The organism is Bartonella sp. B30(2025) (assembly GCF_053793825.1).
This window is the reverse complement of sequence record NZ_CP200034.1, coordinates 1168858-1183555: the sequence shown is the minus strand read 5'-3', so window position 1 is coordinate 1183555 and position 14698 is coordinate 1168858. Positions and strand designations below refer to the sequence as shown.

13 protein-coding genes are annotated in these 14698 nt (G+C 39.1%); 5 read left to right on the top strand and 8 right to left on the bottom strand.

Translation table 11 applies throughout. The annotated features are described in order from the left end of the window. Positions 1 to 101: 101 nt before the first annotated feature. A complete protein-coding gene (locus tag V4P55_RS05005; protein WP_455474003.1) occupies positions 102 to 482 on the bottom strand; it encodes a cell division protein ZapA in 381 nt (126 codons plus the stop codon). Positions 483 to 494: 12 nt separating this feature from the next. Next, a complete protein-coding gene (locus V4P55_RS05000) occupies positions 495 to 770 on the bottom strand; it encodes a DUF4164 domain-containing protein (protein ID WP_455474002.1) in 276 nt (91 codons plus the stop codon). A gap of 295 nt (positions 771 to 1065) precedes the next feature. On the opposite strand from V4P55_RS05000, the gene tkt reads away from it, so the two are divergent. The 4 genes from tkt to V4P55_RS04980 all read left to right on the top strand — a co-directional run bounded on the left by tkt (position 1066) and on the right by V4P55_RS04980 (position 6621). Then, the gene (gene tkt, locus V4P55_RS04995; protein WP_455474001.1) at positions 1066 to 3072 is read left to right on the top strand and encodes a transketolase; all 2007 of its coding nucleotides are present in this window, start codon (positions 1066 to 1068) and stop codon (positions 3070 to 3072) included. Further along, positions 3069 to 4076, top strand: coding sequence for a type I glyceraldehyde-3-phosphate dehydrogenase (gene gap / locus V4P55_RS04990; protein ID WP_455474000.1), 1008 nt, complete (start codon positions 3069 to 3071; stop codon positions 4074 to 4076). The genes tkt and gap overlap by 4 nt, the downstream gene beginning before the upstream one ends. Before the next feature lie 234 nt (positions 4077 to 4310). Then, positions 4311 to 5525 (top strand): phosphoglycerate kinase, encoded by a 1215-nt coding sequence (locus V4P55_RS04985; protein ID WP_455473999.1) that lies wholly within the window; start codon positions 4311 to 4313, stop codon positions 5523 to 5525. Between the two features lie 64 nt (positions 5526 to 5589). Beyond that, a complete protein-coding gene (locus tag V4P55_RS04980; protein ID WP_455473998.1) occupies positions 5590 to 6621 on the top strand; it encodes a class I fructose-bisphosphate aldolase in 1032 nt (343 codons plus the stop codon). A 185-nt stretch (positions 6622 to 6806) separates the two neighbouring features. Here the strand turns inward: V4P55_RS04980 and V4P55_RS04975 are convergent, their stop codons facing one another. Continuing rightward, a complete protein-coding gene (locus V4P55_RS04975) occupies positions 6807 to 7595 on the bottom strand; it encodes a TIR domain-containing protein (RefSeq protein WP_455473997.1) in 789 nt (262 codons plus the stop codon). A gap of 116 nt (positions 7596 to 7711) precedes the next feature. Continuing rightward, entirely contained in the window at positions 7712 to 7933 is a 222-nt protein-coding gene (rpmE, locus tag V4P55_RS04970) for a 50S ribosomal protein L31 (protein ID WP_455473996.1), read from the bottom strand. A gap of 188 nt (positions 7934 to 8121) precedes the next feature. Here rpmE and V4P55_RS04965 point away from each other — a divergent pair, with 188 nt between their 5' ends. Beyond that, complete coding sequence (locus V4P55_RS04965) at positions 8122 to 9912, top strand: ABC transporter transmembrane domain-containing protein (RefSeq protein WP_455473995.1); 1791 nt, start codon at positions 8122 to 8124, stop codon at positions 9910 to 9912. A gap of 93 nt (positions 9913 to 10005) precedes the next feature. On the opposite strand, the gene V4P55_RS04960 is transcribed toward V4P55_RS04965, so the two are convergent. From V4P55_RS04960 to V4P55_RS04945, 4 genes are all read right to left on the bottom strand, one after another. Then, positions 10006 to 10797, bottom strand: coding sequence for an inositol monophosphatase family protein (locus tag V4P55_RS04960; RefSeq protein ID WP_455473994.1), 792 nt, complete (start codon positions 10795 to 10797; stop codon positions 10006 to 10008). 14 nt (positions 10798 to 10811) lie between these two features. Continuing rightward, positions 10812 to 11384, bottom strand: a complete 573-nt coding sequence (gene efp / locus V4P55_RS04955; RefSeq protein WP_455473993.1) for an elongation factor P — start codon at positions 11382 to 11384, stop codon at positions 10812 to 10814. 269 nt (positions 11385 to 11653) lie between these two features. Next, positions 11654 to 12700: a tetratricopeptide repeat protein gene (locus V4P55_RS04950; protein ID WP_455475049.1), complete on the bottom strand. Its 1047-nt coding sequence runs from the start codon at positions 12698 to 12700 to the stop codon at positions 11654 to 11656. Beyond that, positions 12697 to 13368: a thiamine phosphate synthase gene (locus V4P55_RS04945; protein ID WP_455473992.1), complete on the bottom strand. Its 672-nt coding sequence runs from the start codon at positions 13366 to 13368 to the stop codon at positions 12697 to 12699. The genes V4P55_RS04950 and V4P55_RS04945 overlap by 4 nt, the downstream gene beginning before the upstream one ends. Between the last annotated feature and the right edge of the window lie 1330 nt (positions 13369 to 14698).

The window sequence follows — 14698 nt, the reverse complement described above, 5'->3', positions numbered from 1 at the left end:
TTAAAAAAAGATTTCAGTATATTTACTATTATTATTGCGTTTGTATGATATTTTCACAATTGTATTTATCTTTCATAGTTCGTTTACGATCATGATATGTCTTATATCGTTTTATTATCTTGGAAATCTGTATTATTATTTTGATTATCCTTAAGCAATTGAGCAGTGAGCTTTTCAATTCGCTCAGTCGTATCTTTTATAATTTTATTCATGGTACGATCTCTCTCATTGTGCTGCCGTAAAAGAGTATCATAATCTTCTTGTAGTTTTCTATTTTCTCGTTTTATTTCCTCTAATTCATCAATAATCATAATACCGGCCATGATGGACAAACGATTGTCACCAATTTCACCAAAGTTTTTTTTCAGATGTGTGATATATTGATCCAATCGTGCTGCCAGTCTGGTAAGATGATGCTCTTGCCCTTTATTACAGGCTATACGATAAACTTTACCATCAATGGTGACGGAAACAGTTTCCATGTGCTCAAATCCTTATCTATCAATTACGACACGAATCGTTTCCATCGCTTTAATGAGCCGCTTGGAAACTTCTTTGTTAACTGCCTCTAACCGTTCTACATGGGCTTCTGCCTTGTCAAGCGCTTGAGCAAGACGGCTACGATCAGCATTCATTCGTTGAATCTCTTCTTCCCATTCATTATGTTTATCAATAACAGCATTGCGGTTTATAATGGTGATCTCCAAAGTTCTGAGTGCTTTTTCTAGTTGCTCCAAGGTGTGTGGCAGAACCTTCATTTCTTGGTTCATAGTGATTATATCCTTTGAGTGATTATGTTCTTATATCAGTCCCTTATATAAAAACGAATCATTTATTTTACTTTTAAGTATGTAAGATATTTTAGCAAGCAACGCAGAACGCACATGTTAATTAAAAGCTGGATTTTTTAAAACTGTTGGCATAAATGGTATGTGCGCGGAAGATCTGTGAGAGCACTTACTTAAGTAATTAAGAGTCATATGCCAGAAATTTTGGTAAATTAAACAGTACTTCTTAAGGCATTTTTGAAAAAAGCAGTAAAATTAACAAAATGGTCTATTAATCATGACAAATACTGAAGAGCAAAATCAGATGGCTAACGCCATTCGCTTTCTTGCAATTGATGCAATTGAAAAAGCAAATTCTGGTCATCCTGGTTTACCTATGGGAGCAGCGGATATTGCAACTGTTCTTTACACAAAATTTCTTGCCCATGATCCTAAAAAACCTTATTGGCCAAACCGTGATCGTTTTGTGCTATCAGCAGGGCATGGATCGATGCTGCTTTATGCTTTATTGTATCTCTCTGGTTATGAAGATATTTCTCTTGAAGATCTTAAAAACTTTCGCCAGTTAGGGTCTAAGGTTGCTGGCCACCCAGAATATGGGCATGCGGCAGGAATTGAAACAACTACTGGACCTCTTGGACAAGGGTTGGCCAATGCTGTGGGAATGGCTCTCGCTGAACGTTTAAACAATGCACGTTTTGGTGACTTAATCGATCATTATACTTATGTGTTGGTTGGGGATGGATGTCTCATGGAAGGGATTTCCCAAGAAGCTATCTCACTTGCGGGACATTTAAAATTAAAAAAGCTTATAGCTTTGTGGGATGATAATAATATTTCCATTGATGGGGATATTTCTCTTGTTGATAGTACAGACCAGATAGCACGTTTTAAAGCATCTGGTTGGAATACAATCAGAGTTAATGGGCATGATCAAACAGCAATTGCACGTGCTATTGAGACAGCACGAGCTTCTGATAAACCAACGTTGATTGCTTGTAAAACGGTTATTGGGTTTGGTGCACCCAATAAAGAAGGAACCAGTAAAGCGCATGGTTCGCCTTTAGGGGCACAAGAAATTGCTTTAACACGTTCTGCTTTGGGATGGGATGCTGAACCTTTCGTTGTTCCAGCAAACGTGCTTGATAATTGGCGCTTAGCAGGGTTAACAGCAGCTAAAAAGCGTCAAGAATGGGAAGCAAAACTGGCTGATCTTCCTGTGCTAGAGCGGGTAGAGTTTGAAAGAGTGATGCGGGGCGATCTCATCGGGGGATTTGACGACGCTATTGATGTTTATAAAAAGCAATTGGTTGAAGATTGTCCTAATGTTGCCACGCGTAAGGCTTCGGAAATGGTGCTCGAAGTCATCAATGAGATAGTGAGCGAAACCATTGGTGGTTCTGCGGACCTAACAGGGTCAAATAATACAAAAAGCAAGCAGATGAAAACGATTTCTGCAGATGACTTTTCAGGACGCTATTTGCATTATGGTATCCGTGAACATGCTATGAGTGCAGTGATGAATGGTCTTGCTCTTCATGGCGGTTTTATCCCTTATGGGGGAACTTTTTTATGCTTTTCTGATTATATGCGTCCTGCGATGCGCTTATCTTCTTTAATGGGATTGCGGGTTATTTACGTGTTGACCCATGATTCAATAGGTCTTGGAGAAGACGGTCCTACCCACCAGCCCGTAGAACATTTAGCGGCATTGCGTGCGATACCCAATCATTTTGTTTTTCGACCTGCTGATGCTATGGAGACAGCAGAATGTTGGCAGTTGGCTTTAAAAACACGTAAAACGCCTTCCACTTTGGCTTTGAGCCGGCAAAATTTACCGTTTTTGCGTAAAGATTATGAAGAAGAAAACTTGTGTATGTTGGGTGCATATGAATTATTAACAGCCAGCGATGATGCTCAAGTGACCGTGTTTGCTTCCGGTTCAGAAGTGCAAATTGCAGTCAAGGTACATAATGTGTTAGAAGCAAAGGGAATCCCAACACGTGTGGTTTCTGTGCCTTGTTTTGAGTTATTTGATCAACAACCTCGCTCTTACCAACGTGCCTTAATTGGTGATGCACCGATTAAGGTGGCAATTGAAGCAGCTATTCGACAAGGTTGGGATCGTTTCATTGGGAATGAAGGGATTTTTATTGGGATGAATGGATTTGGTGCAAGTGGTACAATGGAAGCGCTTTATGCACATTTTGGTATTACTTGTGAAAATGTGGTAGCTACTGTTGAAGAAAAGCTTAAAAAGATGGATAAGGAAAGTATAAAATGACTGTTCGCGTTGCAATTAATGGGTTTGGTCGTATTGGGCGTAATATTTTGCGTGCCATTGTAGAGAGTGGTCGGCAAGATATTAAGGTTGTGGCAATTAATGATTTAGGCTCAGTAGAAACAAATGCTCATTTGTTGCGTTATGATTCCGTTCATGGGCGTTTCCCTGGAACTGTTAAAGTTGTTGATGATACAATTGATATCGGCTACGGTGCGATAAAAGTAACCGCAGAGCGAGATCCAGCACAATTGCCTTGGAAAGCGTTGGATGTTGACATCGCTTTGGAATGTACAGGTATTTTTACTGCACGTGAAAAAGCAAGTATGCACTTAAGTGCAGGTGCAAAGCGTGTTCTTGTTTCTGCTCCCTCAGAAGGCGCAGATCTTACGGTGGTCTACGGGGTTAATCATCAATCTTTGAGCAAACAGCACCAGGTTGTTTCAAATGCTTCTTGTACAACAAATTGTTTGGCACCTGTCGCGCAAGTGCTGAATAATGTCATTGGAATTGAAAAGGGTTTTATGACAACGATCCATTCTTATACAGGAGATCAACCTGTGTTGGATACAATGCATCGTGATCTTTACCGTGCGCGGGCAGCTGCTCTTTCTATGATTCCTACCTCCACAGGAGCAGCAAAAGCTGTAGGACTCGTTTTACCAGAATTGAAAGGTTTGCTCGATGGGGTGTCAATTCGTGTTCCAACCCCCAATGTTTCCGTTGTTGATTTAACATTTACAGCAAAGCGTTCTACAACTGTGGAAGAGATTAATGAAGCTATTGTGACAGCAGTGCAAGGACCACTTAAGGGCGTTGTGGATTATACGCAGGAAAAGCTTGTGAGTTGTGATTTTAATCATAATCCGCATTCGGCTATTTTTCACAATGATCAAACGAAGGTGATCGATGGCAAGCTTTGCCGTGTTCTGGTTTGGTATGATAATGAATGGGGGTTTTCAAATCGTATGGCAGATACTGCTGTAGCTTTTGCGAAGACAATTTAAGAAAAAGGTCTTTAAGACCTTCTTTCATGAAAAAGCAAGACTGTGCTATTTGAAAAAAATGGGCGTAAAGGTTATTGTTTATGTGCTAAAAAACTGCAACTTAAACAAGCAAAATTATTAAAATAAAAAAAGTTGGAAAAACGCGGGATATAGTGCATCTCCTTTATTGAAGGTAAAGAAAGGGAACATTGCGCGTATATGTTTGCTGAAAACAACAGAAAGTGAAGTGGAGCAGTGAGAGGTTTTCGTACACTTGATGGTGTTGATGTTGCTGGGAAACGTGTTCTTGTGCGGGTGGATTTTAATGTGCCTATGTTACAAGGAAAGGTCTGTGATGAAACACGTATTGAACGGCATAAAGAGACAATCATTGAACTGCAAAAACGTGGTGCTAAGGTTATTCTCCTTTCGCATTGTGGTCGTCCAAAAGGGCAGGTGAAGTTAGACTTTTCACTCCGTCCTGTTGTTGAAGTTCTAGAAAAAATCATCAACCAGCCAGTTGCTTTTGCATCTGATTGTATTGGCGAGACCGCGCAGGTAGCGGTTGAAGCCTTGCAAAATGGTACTGTTTTGCTCCTGGAAAATGTTCGTTTCCATTCTGGAGAAGAAAAGAATGATTGCCACTTTGCAGAGTCTTTAGCGCAAAATGGTGATCTTTATGTTAATGATGCTTTTTCAGTCTCTCATCGCGCTCATGCTTCTGTGGAGGGGATAACACATTTGCTCCCCTCTTATGCAGGGAGAGCGTTGCAGCGTGAATTGCAAGCGTTGGAAAAGGGACTTGATAATCCAGTACATCCTGTCATCGCGATTGTTGGTGGTGCTAAGGTTTCAAGTAAGCTTTTTGTGCTCAACCATTTAGTTGAAAAGGTGGATCACTTGGTGATTGGTGGTGGTATGGCCAATAGTTTTTTAGCAGCACAAGGAATTCATGTTGGCAAGTCGTTATGTGAACATGATCTGATGGATACGGTAAGAAAAATCACTGCAAAAGCACGAGAGTGCCAATGTGCACTTTTATTGCCAGTGGATGCTGTGGCTGGGTTTCACTTTGAAAAAGATACGCCGCATAATCTTTATGATATAGAGGATATTCCTGAAAATGGGATGATCTTAGATATTGGTCCGCGCTCCATTGCTCATATCAATGCTGTGATTGATAAGGCTTCTACTCTTGTGTGGAATGGTCCTCTTGGTGTTTTTGAGATGTCTCCTTTTGACCAGGGAACGATCGCAGTAGCACGTTATGCAGCACAACAGAGCAAAAGAGAAAAATTGGTTTCAGTTGCTGGAGGGGGAGATACGGTTTTTGCTTTAAACCATGCCGGTGTTGCCAATGATTTTACTTATCTTTCAACTGCAGGAGGGGCTTTTTTAGAGTGGATGGAAGGAAAGGTACTTCCTGGTATTCTTGCCCTTATGCAGAATAATGATGGGTTGTATTCGTAGATGATGCAAGCATGTTGATGTATCGCTTACATTTAGAAATTAAGACAAAAAAGAGGAATTGTTTATGAAGGAACGTCTTGAAGACATTGCGCTTGTTTTGGTGAGTAAAGGCAAAGGAATTTTGGCCGCAGATGAAAGCACCGCGACGATTGGGAAGCGCTTTGAAAGCATAGGTGTTGAATCGAGTGAAGACAGTCGTCGCGCTTATCGTGAAATGCTTTTCACAGCGAAAGAAGCAATGGAAAGTGCTATTTCTGGTGTTATTTTGTTTGATGAAACGCTTCGTCAAAAGGCATCATCGGGGCAAATGTTGACAGATCTTATTCGTGATACGGGTGCTATACCAGGGATTAAGGTTGACACAGGTGCAAAACCGTTGGCAGCGTTTCCTCAGGAAATGATTACAGAAGGATTAGATGGCCTGCGTGAACGTTTAAAGGACTATTATGCTTTGGGAGCACGTTTTGCAAAATGGCGTGCGGTTATTGCTGTTGATGATCAAACTTTGCCAACAAGAGGAGCAATAAGACAAAATGCACAGGCTTTAGCGCGTTATGCTGCTTTGTGTCAGGAAGCCGGAATTGTCCCTATTGTTGAGCCAGAAGTGCTGATGGATGGACCATCACGTCGACATTCAATTGCACGCTGCTTTGATGTAACAAAAGCTGTTTTAAGCACTGTGTTTAAAGAGTTATCTGGAGCGCGTGTCCGTCTTGAGGGGATGATTTTGAAACCCAATATGGTTATTGATGGAAAAGATGCACGGACTGCATCTGTGGAAGAAGTGGCTGAAAAGACAGTGCGCGTTTTAAAAGAAACTGTTCCTGCAGCTGTTCCTGGGATTGCTTTTCTTTCTGGAGGGCAATCCGATGAGGAAGCAACCGCGCACTTGTCTGCGATGAATGCTTTAGGAGCATTGCCTTGGAAATTGACCTTTTCTTATGGTCGAGCGTTGCAAGCGGCAGCATTAAAAGCATGGGCTGGAAAACATGAAAATATTCTTGCGGCACAAAAGGCTTTTGCGCATCGTGCACGGATGAACCATCTTGCCGCTTTAGGACAGTGGACAAAAGAGCAGGAAAAGTCTTGTGCTTAAAGAGCAATAAATTTTGCTTTTAGGCAAAATAGTTTATTGATTTTTAAATATAAATTATAAAATGATGTGATATCATATCTTCTGGTATAGCATCATTTTTTTTATTGTGCACAGTTTGAGATCATTTTAGAAAAATAAAAGCGCAAATTAAGATTTTTTGAGCAGAGCAAATCAGCTTTTATCTTCTATTGAGATGCACGAATAAGAGCATCTGCTTCTATAGAAAATCCAGATTTTTGCAATCGATCAGCAAGTTTTGTTACCACCTCTTTTACATGTTCCTTGAATTCAAGATATATAATTCCTTGAGCATCTGAAGGAATTTCAAGATGTTGTTTTTTTAGGATGACAACATTTTTGCGCTTAAAGGTAGCAATCAACATGCCCATTTCAAAAACAACGTTTTGTCGCGCACGGGGTTGAGCGCATTCTGCACCGTCAGATTTTGCGTAGCCCATGTCATCGGGAGTAAGCAGCACAATACCAAAATTTACAGGGCCATCCGTTGTACAAATCTCTTTTTCTAGAGCTTCGATAATCGTCAAACCATCGCTACTGTTATTTTGCAAAACACATGCTTCAATTCCAAGCTTGAGAAGAAGAAGTTCAAGCTCTCGAAGAGAACTGTGATCATGACCGTGAACGATAAAAATTTTATTTTTTGTTTTGGAAGATTCAGGCGCAAAAACTTCTGGAAGCTTGAAAGAGGAACCTTCTACAGGTTCAGCTGCAGGAATCTGACTTTTTACTTCTTCTATATTTAGACGCAAATCTACTTCTAGTTTTTGTTTTGCATCTCGAGCACCTTGAACTAGAATTGTTCCTGTTGTTTCATACCAGGTAACTACTGCTCCGGAATAAGTTTTTATCTGCTTGTGTTGGGGTAGGGATTGAATAAGTGTGGAGGATTTAATCTCATGTCCAGCTTTGCAAATTATTTCTTTAAGATCTTCAAATGTTCCATAGTACTTCATTTTTTATTGTCTGATGCTATAGAAGTGTGCATAAGTTAGCTGAATTCAATTCACTTCTAGCCTTTCATCCCCCCTCCTTATTTCAGTCTTTTAATCTTTATAAGAAGTAATAAAATTTACATACCGAGATTACCGAAACGATTTTTAAACTTAGAAACACGTCCACCGCGATCTACCAATGTTTGAGATCCTCCTATCCATGCTGGATGCGTTTTAGGATCAATATCTAGATTAAGGGTATCGCCTTCTTTTCCCCATGTGGAGCGCGTTTGGTATTTTGTACCATCCGTCATAACAACGGTAATCATGTGGTAATCAGGATGAATATTCGCTTTCATGTAGCAAACCCTCTGCTTTCGTACAAAGAAATAGCATACACTTTATTTTTTAAGTGCGCTTTCTTAGTCTTTTTGATAAGTTGATTCAAGTGCTCTTTCTATAACTGAGCATGCGTAAAAAAACAAGTGTTTAAGGTGCATCATTGCATTAAGAGTTGTAAATAGTTTGATAGAGTGAGCGAAATTTTATGAAGTCATCCAGTTATATAGAAAAATCTACAAAGTCTTCCAATCCAAAACCTTCACTTTCTGCGCTTTCAAGTTTTGTTCCCTATATCATGCGTGATCGTTGGCTGATTATTTTGGCTTTATTGGCTTTATTTGTTGCTGCTCTTGTGACTTTGGCTTTACCTATTGCTATTCGTCAAATGCTTGATCATGGCTTTTCTGCTTCAAGTCATGGCAATATTAATTTTTATTTCGGCATTTTGTTTTTGTTAGCCTTTTTGCTCGCACTGGCTTCTGCTTGTCGCTATTACAGTGTTATCACTTTGGGGGAGCGCGTTGTTGCTGATTTACGACGTGATGTTTTTGCACATATCACGCAACTTTCTCCTGACTTTTTTGATAAGTCTCATTCTGGTGAAATTGTTTCGCGGCTTTTAACAGATACTACGCAAATAAAATTGGCTGTTGGTTCAACAGCTTCGACAACACTGCGCCATCTGATTGTTGTGATTGGGGCGATTGTGATGATGATTATCACCAATACCAAATTGTCTTTGCTTGTTTTGTTTGCTATCCCTTTCGTTGCTATTCCACTGGTTTTCTTTGGACGCCAGGTTCGTGCACGTACCCGTGCTGCACAAGACCGGATTGCCGATGCAAATGCTTTAGCATCAGAGCAGGTCAGTGCAATGCGTATTGTGCAAGCTTTTACCGCTGAAAAAAGCATTTCGGCACATTTTTCAGCGTTGATTGAACGCGCCTTTCAAACAGCACGTTCTTCTGTAATTTTACGTTCCTTTTTCACAGGCTTTGCAATTTTTTTGGTTTTTAGCAGTGTTGTTGCTGTTTTATGGATTGGTTCGCATGACGTTTTGAATGGTACTATGTCGGGTGGAACACTAGGACAATTTGTCCTCTATGCTGTTTTTGGAGCTTCAACCTTTGCTCAGTTATCAGAACTTGGTGCAGAATTGATACAAGCAGCAGGTGCTGCTGAACGGATTGCCGAATTGTTGCAAGAAAAGCCCACTATTGTCGCTCCCAAAAAACCAACTCCATTAACACGTCCTGTTCAAGGAGCAATTGTTTTTGACAAAGTGGATTTTGCTTATCCTTCAAGACCCGAAGATAAGATTTTGCGCTCTCTTTCTTTTTCTGTCAAAGCGGGTGAAACGATAGCTTTTGTTGGTGCTTCAGGGGCAGGGAAAAGCACTATTTTTTCCTTAATTCTTCGTTTTTATGATCCAATAAGTGGAAAAATCAAGTTTGATGGGACAGAGATTAACCGTCTTTCTCTTCAGGATTTGCGTGGTTCAATTTCTTATGTTCCGCAAGATGTTACTATTTTTGATGGTACGTTACGCGATAATATTGCCTTTGGGACCGAAAATATGAGTGAAGAGCAAATCATTGCTGCAGCTAAAACAGCTAATGCGTTTGAGTTTATTGAAGCTCTACCAAAAGGCTTTGACACGGAAGTAGGAGAACGCGGTATTATGCTTTCTGGTGGACAGAAACAACGTATTGGTATTGCACGAGCAATTTTAAGAAATGCTCCTCTCTTGTTGCTTGATGAAGCAACGTCTGCTTTAGATGCAAACAGCGAAAAATTAGTGCAAGAAGCCTTAGAGGGACTCATGCAAAATCGCACAACATTGGTGATAGCACACCGTTTAGCAACAATTTTAAAAGCAGATCGCATTTTCGTTATGGAGAAAGGTGCGCTTGTTGAAGAAGGAACACATGCACAACTGATTGCGCAGAATGGGGTTTATGCAAAATTAGCAAAATTGCAATTATTGTCTGAATAAGTTTCTGTCACAAAATTGGGACTACAGTTGCCTAACTGTTTTGATAGAAAATCAGCAATTTTTATATTGCTGATTTTCTTATGTTTATTAAATTTAAAGACCTTTTTTAATTGCTGCTTCTAATTTTGTACGAATGCGTTCATTTCCAGCAATAATATTTTTTTTGCGGAATATATCACTACCACCTTCTTTGTCAGTGACAAAACCTCCTGCTTCACGCACGATCAGTATTCCAGCTGCCATATCCCAAATTTGAAGATTATCTTCCCAAAATCCATCAATGCGTCCCGCAGCAACATAAGCCAGATCAAGAGCAGCAGCTCCAAAACGGCGAATACCAGCTACTTGAGCCATTATGTTGCGTAATTCAATGAGATATGTCCCATGATTAGGACGGCTTAAATGAGGTGTTCCCGTTGCAATAACGCAATCTTCTAATTTCTTGCGTGCAGAAACACGGCAACGTCTATCATTAAAGAAAGCTCCTTTACCGCGCTCAGCAGTAAAGAGCTCATCACTAACGGGGTTATAGATCACACCAGCAGCAATCTGTCCTTGGCTTTCCAAAGCGATGGAAATAGCGAAAAAAGGAATGCCATGTAAAAAATTTGTTGTTCCATCTAAAGGGTCTATAATGAAACGATGTTGGGAATCTTCCCCAATGATTTCCTCGGATTCTTCCATCAAAAACCCAAATTTAGGTCGTGCTTTGCTTAGCTCATTGAAGATAATTTTCTCAGCTTTGCGATCTGCTTGACTCACATAATCTGCCGGTCCTTTCAAAGAGACCTGTAAATTTTGAACTTCACCATAATCACGCACCAGCGAGCGTCCAGCCTTCATTGCGGCTTGCACCATGACATTCATGATTGCAGAATGGGCCATCTTTATCCCTTTATTTATCCTTTATCATTTGCACGACGCAAATAGGTTAACTCATTGGTATCAACAATAACGCGTTCACCTGCATTAATAAAAGGTGGAACAAGAATGCGAATACCATTTTCAAGAACTGCTGGCTTATAAGAGGATGTAACTGTTTGTCCTTTTATTGCCGGATCAGCTTCCGCAATTGTTACGGTCACCTGATCGGGCAGCGATATTCCGATTGGCTTTTCTTGATAAAGTTCAACGGTTACTGTCATCCCATCTTGCAAAAAAGCAGCGCGGTCACCGACAAAGTCTTTTTGCAATTCCAGTTGTTCATAAGATTGTGAATCCATAAAAACCAGAGATTCACCTTGTTGGTAAAGGAAAGTAAAGTCTTTTTGTTCAAGACGCACTTTCTCAACTGTTTCTGCGGCGCGAAACCGTTCATTAAGCTTTGTACCGTCGATTATATTTTTCATTTCGACTTGGTTAAATGCGCCCCCTTTTCCTGGCTTTACAGCATTGCATTTCACCGCTACCCACAAGCTGCCTTGGTGCTCTATCACATTGCCAGGTCGAATTTCATTGCCATTAATTTTCATAATCCATATCCAATTCTGTTCTTGAAAAAGAGCTCTCTTGTTGTTCTTGCAGAGAGAAAAGATCAAAAAAATCCTTAAATGGTTCTTTGTGTATCTTAGCTTTTTAGCTTCTTGCAAGACCATAAAAACAGTTCTGACGCAAGTTTTTTAAAAAAAATTCTAAAATATTTTTTGACAGATGAAAAATTTAAGTAAAAAGAACCATGTTATAAAGATTGCTTACGCTTATCATACTATTGGGCATGTCCATTTTATAAAGCGTCCAATTTTTAAAGAATAGGTAAGAATGTTGCGGCTTTTTGCTGTGCTTTTTCTAATTGTTTGTCATCCATACCTTGGAGCATAGTTTCAAGATCAGGCGCTTGTGCATGGGCTTGTTTTGCCACCATATACCATGCAGCTGCTGTGATAATATCGCCATTTACTCCTATTCCATCTCGATAAAGTCTTGCAAGAGAAATTTGTGCAGGGATAATCATGTTGAAGGCGTTGGGAAGGAGGAGAGAGAATGCACGTTGAAAATCACGTTCTCCTCCTCGACCTTCTACAAGCCATTTAGCTAAAAGAACTTGGGCCATGGGATGTTTATTTTGGGCAGCAATTTCCATCAATTTACGTGCATTATGGTCATCTTTTGGTCGTGTAAAAGTTCCTGAGGAAAGAATTTTTGCAGCAGCAAAAGCGGCTTCAGGCTCCCCAAGAGCTGCACCTTTTAAAAACCATTTTAATGCTTGCTCTACCGCTTTGTTGTCGCGGCTTGGTACAGAGACACCTGCTAAAACTTCTTTTTCGCGCGAAGCTTTATAAAGAATTAATTGCCCATAATAAAAATAAGCTTCTTTCACACCAGCTTGGACAGATTTGAAAATAAATTCTTCACTAAGCTGTCTATTTTGTGCAATAAAATGACCATCAAATAACATAAGACCATAACGTAATTGTGCTTGTGGCTCGCCTTGTTTTGCTGCACGCCCAAACCATAAAGCTGCACGTGCGCCATCCATTGGCACAGCATTTCCTTCCATATAAAGCCGAGCAACTAATGTTTGTGCGATTGGGTCATTTTTTTCAGCACGTCTTAAGGCTTCACGAAAAGCTTTTAAATAGTAACCTTGGATATAATAATCATAGGCTTGATCATATTGTCCAGCTTTCAAGGGTTTAAACGGTTCTTCATTATTGCTTGAAGGCTCTTGAATAGTATTGAAAGAATGTTCAAAGTCTGAATCCTCTTTGGAGTTTCCCATAGAATTTGCAATAAAGACTGCAAGCCAAACAATTGCTAGGATAAGCAGATCAACACTTTTCTTTATCATAAATGCACCTTCTCCACGGATAAGGGGAAATTTTGACATTTTTCTTTCACCATATTAAGTACAGCAAAAGGATTATTGTTTGAAAAAAGGATTTCTTCAATAGCAATAAATTCGCACCCGGTTTTCAAAACTTCATCAAAGGTGGAAAAATCACTTCCCGCTTGAAGAACCGCAGGGATTTCCATAATTTCCGCCCACCACTGCGCTAATTGGATATTTCGGGGATGTGCATCTGGTTTTTTATCAGCACCTAATTTTCCAAAAAACAAATAATCAACACCCGTTTCTGCAGCAACCATGGCGCCATGGCGATCGCGTAAATTACCAAAACCTCTTATTTTTTGTTCTTTTTTCTGGTTTTCAGTTTTAAGAGCATCAAGATCTCCTTCTAGATGTAAGCCATCAGCTTTTATCCGTCCAGCGATCCGGCTGTCGTTAGCGATAAGAAGCGCAGCACCATTATTTTGAATATCTTCTGCGTAAGTTTGTGCTTGTTTTTGTAAAAAAATCTCGTCCCTTTGGGAATCATAGAGGATAACACTTACAAAAGACTCTGTTTGCATAATTTCGCGTAAAAAGATAGCGTCTAAGGTACGCCGAACATCTGATGTTAAAACCAATTGAGGGAAAAAATAAGATGCAGTTTGCTTATTCTTTTGCTTTGTCATATAAAATCCTTGATTCTATAAAAATAAAAACTTACCCTAAAATCTAGGCGTTCTTTGTAAAAACAGGTTTTTTCCTTTTAACGCATAGGAAGCAATTCACAAAGATACGGTGGTTTGTTTTTCATGACATGAAGCTTTCTTGTTGCGATATGTTCATTGATATTTTTCATTTTTTTAGCTTTATAGATGGTTTTCACCAATCATATTCTGAGAGTATACAACACATAAAAATTGTTGTTTTTTGATTTAATAGAAGTTTTTGTTTCAGGTATTTCTGTTGAGCTCCACTTTCATGTTTGTCGATATCGGGAATTTCTTCTTTTATTGTGTGTCAATTTTGGCAAAGGGTTGTACAGCTTTACGGAGTATATCTTTTTATTGCATTCGTAACTTTATACCTCACTTTACAGAAGAAGTTTTGTATTGTGGCTTATAGAAAATGAATCAATAAATGTAGCATGATTGTCATTTAATCTTTTTAATACCTGAAGACTTTGAGCTTCAATACGGTTATAACTTTGTTTTTTCACGTCATAGTGTTTTGGTTATTTTTGCTTTTTATTTTTGTGCAAGCAGTAAAAATGGCTGCTTTTGTCCTTCTTTATGCTTTATCTTGTAGGTAGATTTTTAAGTTTTCTCTTCTGGTTTCTTACGAGAGAAGTATTTTTTGAATTCTTGCTCATGGCAATTTTTTTGTTATCAGTTAACAGATTTCTTCATATCTTAAGCAAGAAAAAAATCTTTCTTCAATCTTTTGTGATTGTGGGGTGAAGAGAATATCTTTGATTTACACTGTTATTATGATGGGAGGATTGAAATTGGTGAGGTGTTCGGATTGGTTTCAAAGGCTTTCTCCACTTCTTATTACTTAATAATAAAACTTTTTCAAGTCTGCCTGGTTTATTCCATATTTTTGCATTAATTTCTTTAGATGTCTTTTTATCTAAAGCTTAAACGAGAGGTGTCGCTTTTTACTGCAAAAATCTTTAAAAACTTTAGGGAGAAGATATAATTTACGGACATTTATGATGCGCTCTGTTTTTGTGATGTTTAGATAAGTTAAAAAAACATTGATGACTAAAGTGTTTTTTTTCGATATTATATTCAAAGAATGAGCGGTGTTGTTACGCAATTTGGTGTTGTTTATTGTCATTTATTTTTGTGAAAACTGTCAATTTTATCGGTTTTCTTAAAAAAACAGGTGGGTCTATAGTGTCATTGCCTGTTAACCCTAATGCAAAAAGCGCATTGAATGAGAGTTTTGAAAGAGGTACTTAATTTAAAAAGATAAAGAAACCTTTTTCTTTTTTGTACGTTGAGTAAGTATTAT

Coding starts and splice junctions, on each gene's coding strand:
- V4P55_RS05005 (WP_455474003.1), bottom strand. CDS start 482: ATGGAAACTGTTTCCGTCACCATTGATGGTAAAGTTTATCGTATAGCC.
- V4P55_RS05000 (WP_455474002.1), bottom strand. CDS start 770: ATGAACCAAGAAATGAAGGTTCTGCCACACACCTTGGAGCAACTAGAA.
- tkt (WP_455474001.1), top strand. CDS start 1,066: ATGACAAATACTGAAGAGCAAAATCAGATGGCTAACGCCATTCGCTTT.
- gap (WP_455474000.1), top strand. CDS start 3,069: ATGACTGTTCGCGTTGCAATTAATGGGTTTGGTCGTATTGGGCGTAAT.
- V4P55_RS04980 (WP_455473998.1), top strand. CDS start 5,590: ATGAAGGAACGTCTTGAAGACATTGCGCTTGTTTTGGTGAGTAAAGGC.
- V4P55_RS04975 (WP_455473997.1), bottom strand. CDS start 7,595: ATGAAGTACTATGGAACATTTGAAGATCTTAAAGAAATAATTTGCAAA.
- rpmE (WP_455473996.1), bottom strand. CDS start 7,933: ATGAAAGCGAATATTCATCCTGATTACCACATGATTACCGTTGTTATG.
- V4P55_RS04965 (WP_455473995.1), top strand. CDS start 8,122: ATGAAGTCATCCAGTTATATAGAAAAATCTACAAAGTCTTCCAATCCA.
- V4P55_RS04960 (WP_455473994.1), bottom strand. CDS start 10,797: ATGGCCCATTCTGCAATCATGAATGTCATGGTGCAAGCCGCAATGAAG.
- efp (WP_455473993.1), bottom strand. CDS start 11,384: ATGAAAATTAATGGCAATGAAATTCGACCTGGCAATGTGATAGAGCAC.
- V4P55_RS04950 (WP_455475049.1), bottom strand. CDS start 12,700: ATGATAAAGAAAAGTGTTGATCTGCTTATCCTAGCAATTGTTTGGCTT.
- V4P55_RS04945 (WP_455473992.1), bottom strand. CDS start 13,368: ATGACAAAGCAAAAGAATAAGCAAACTGCATCTTATTTTTTCCCTCAA.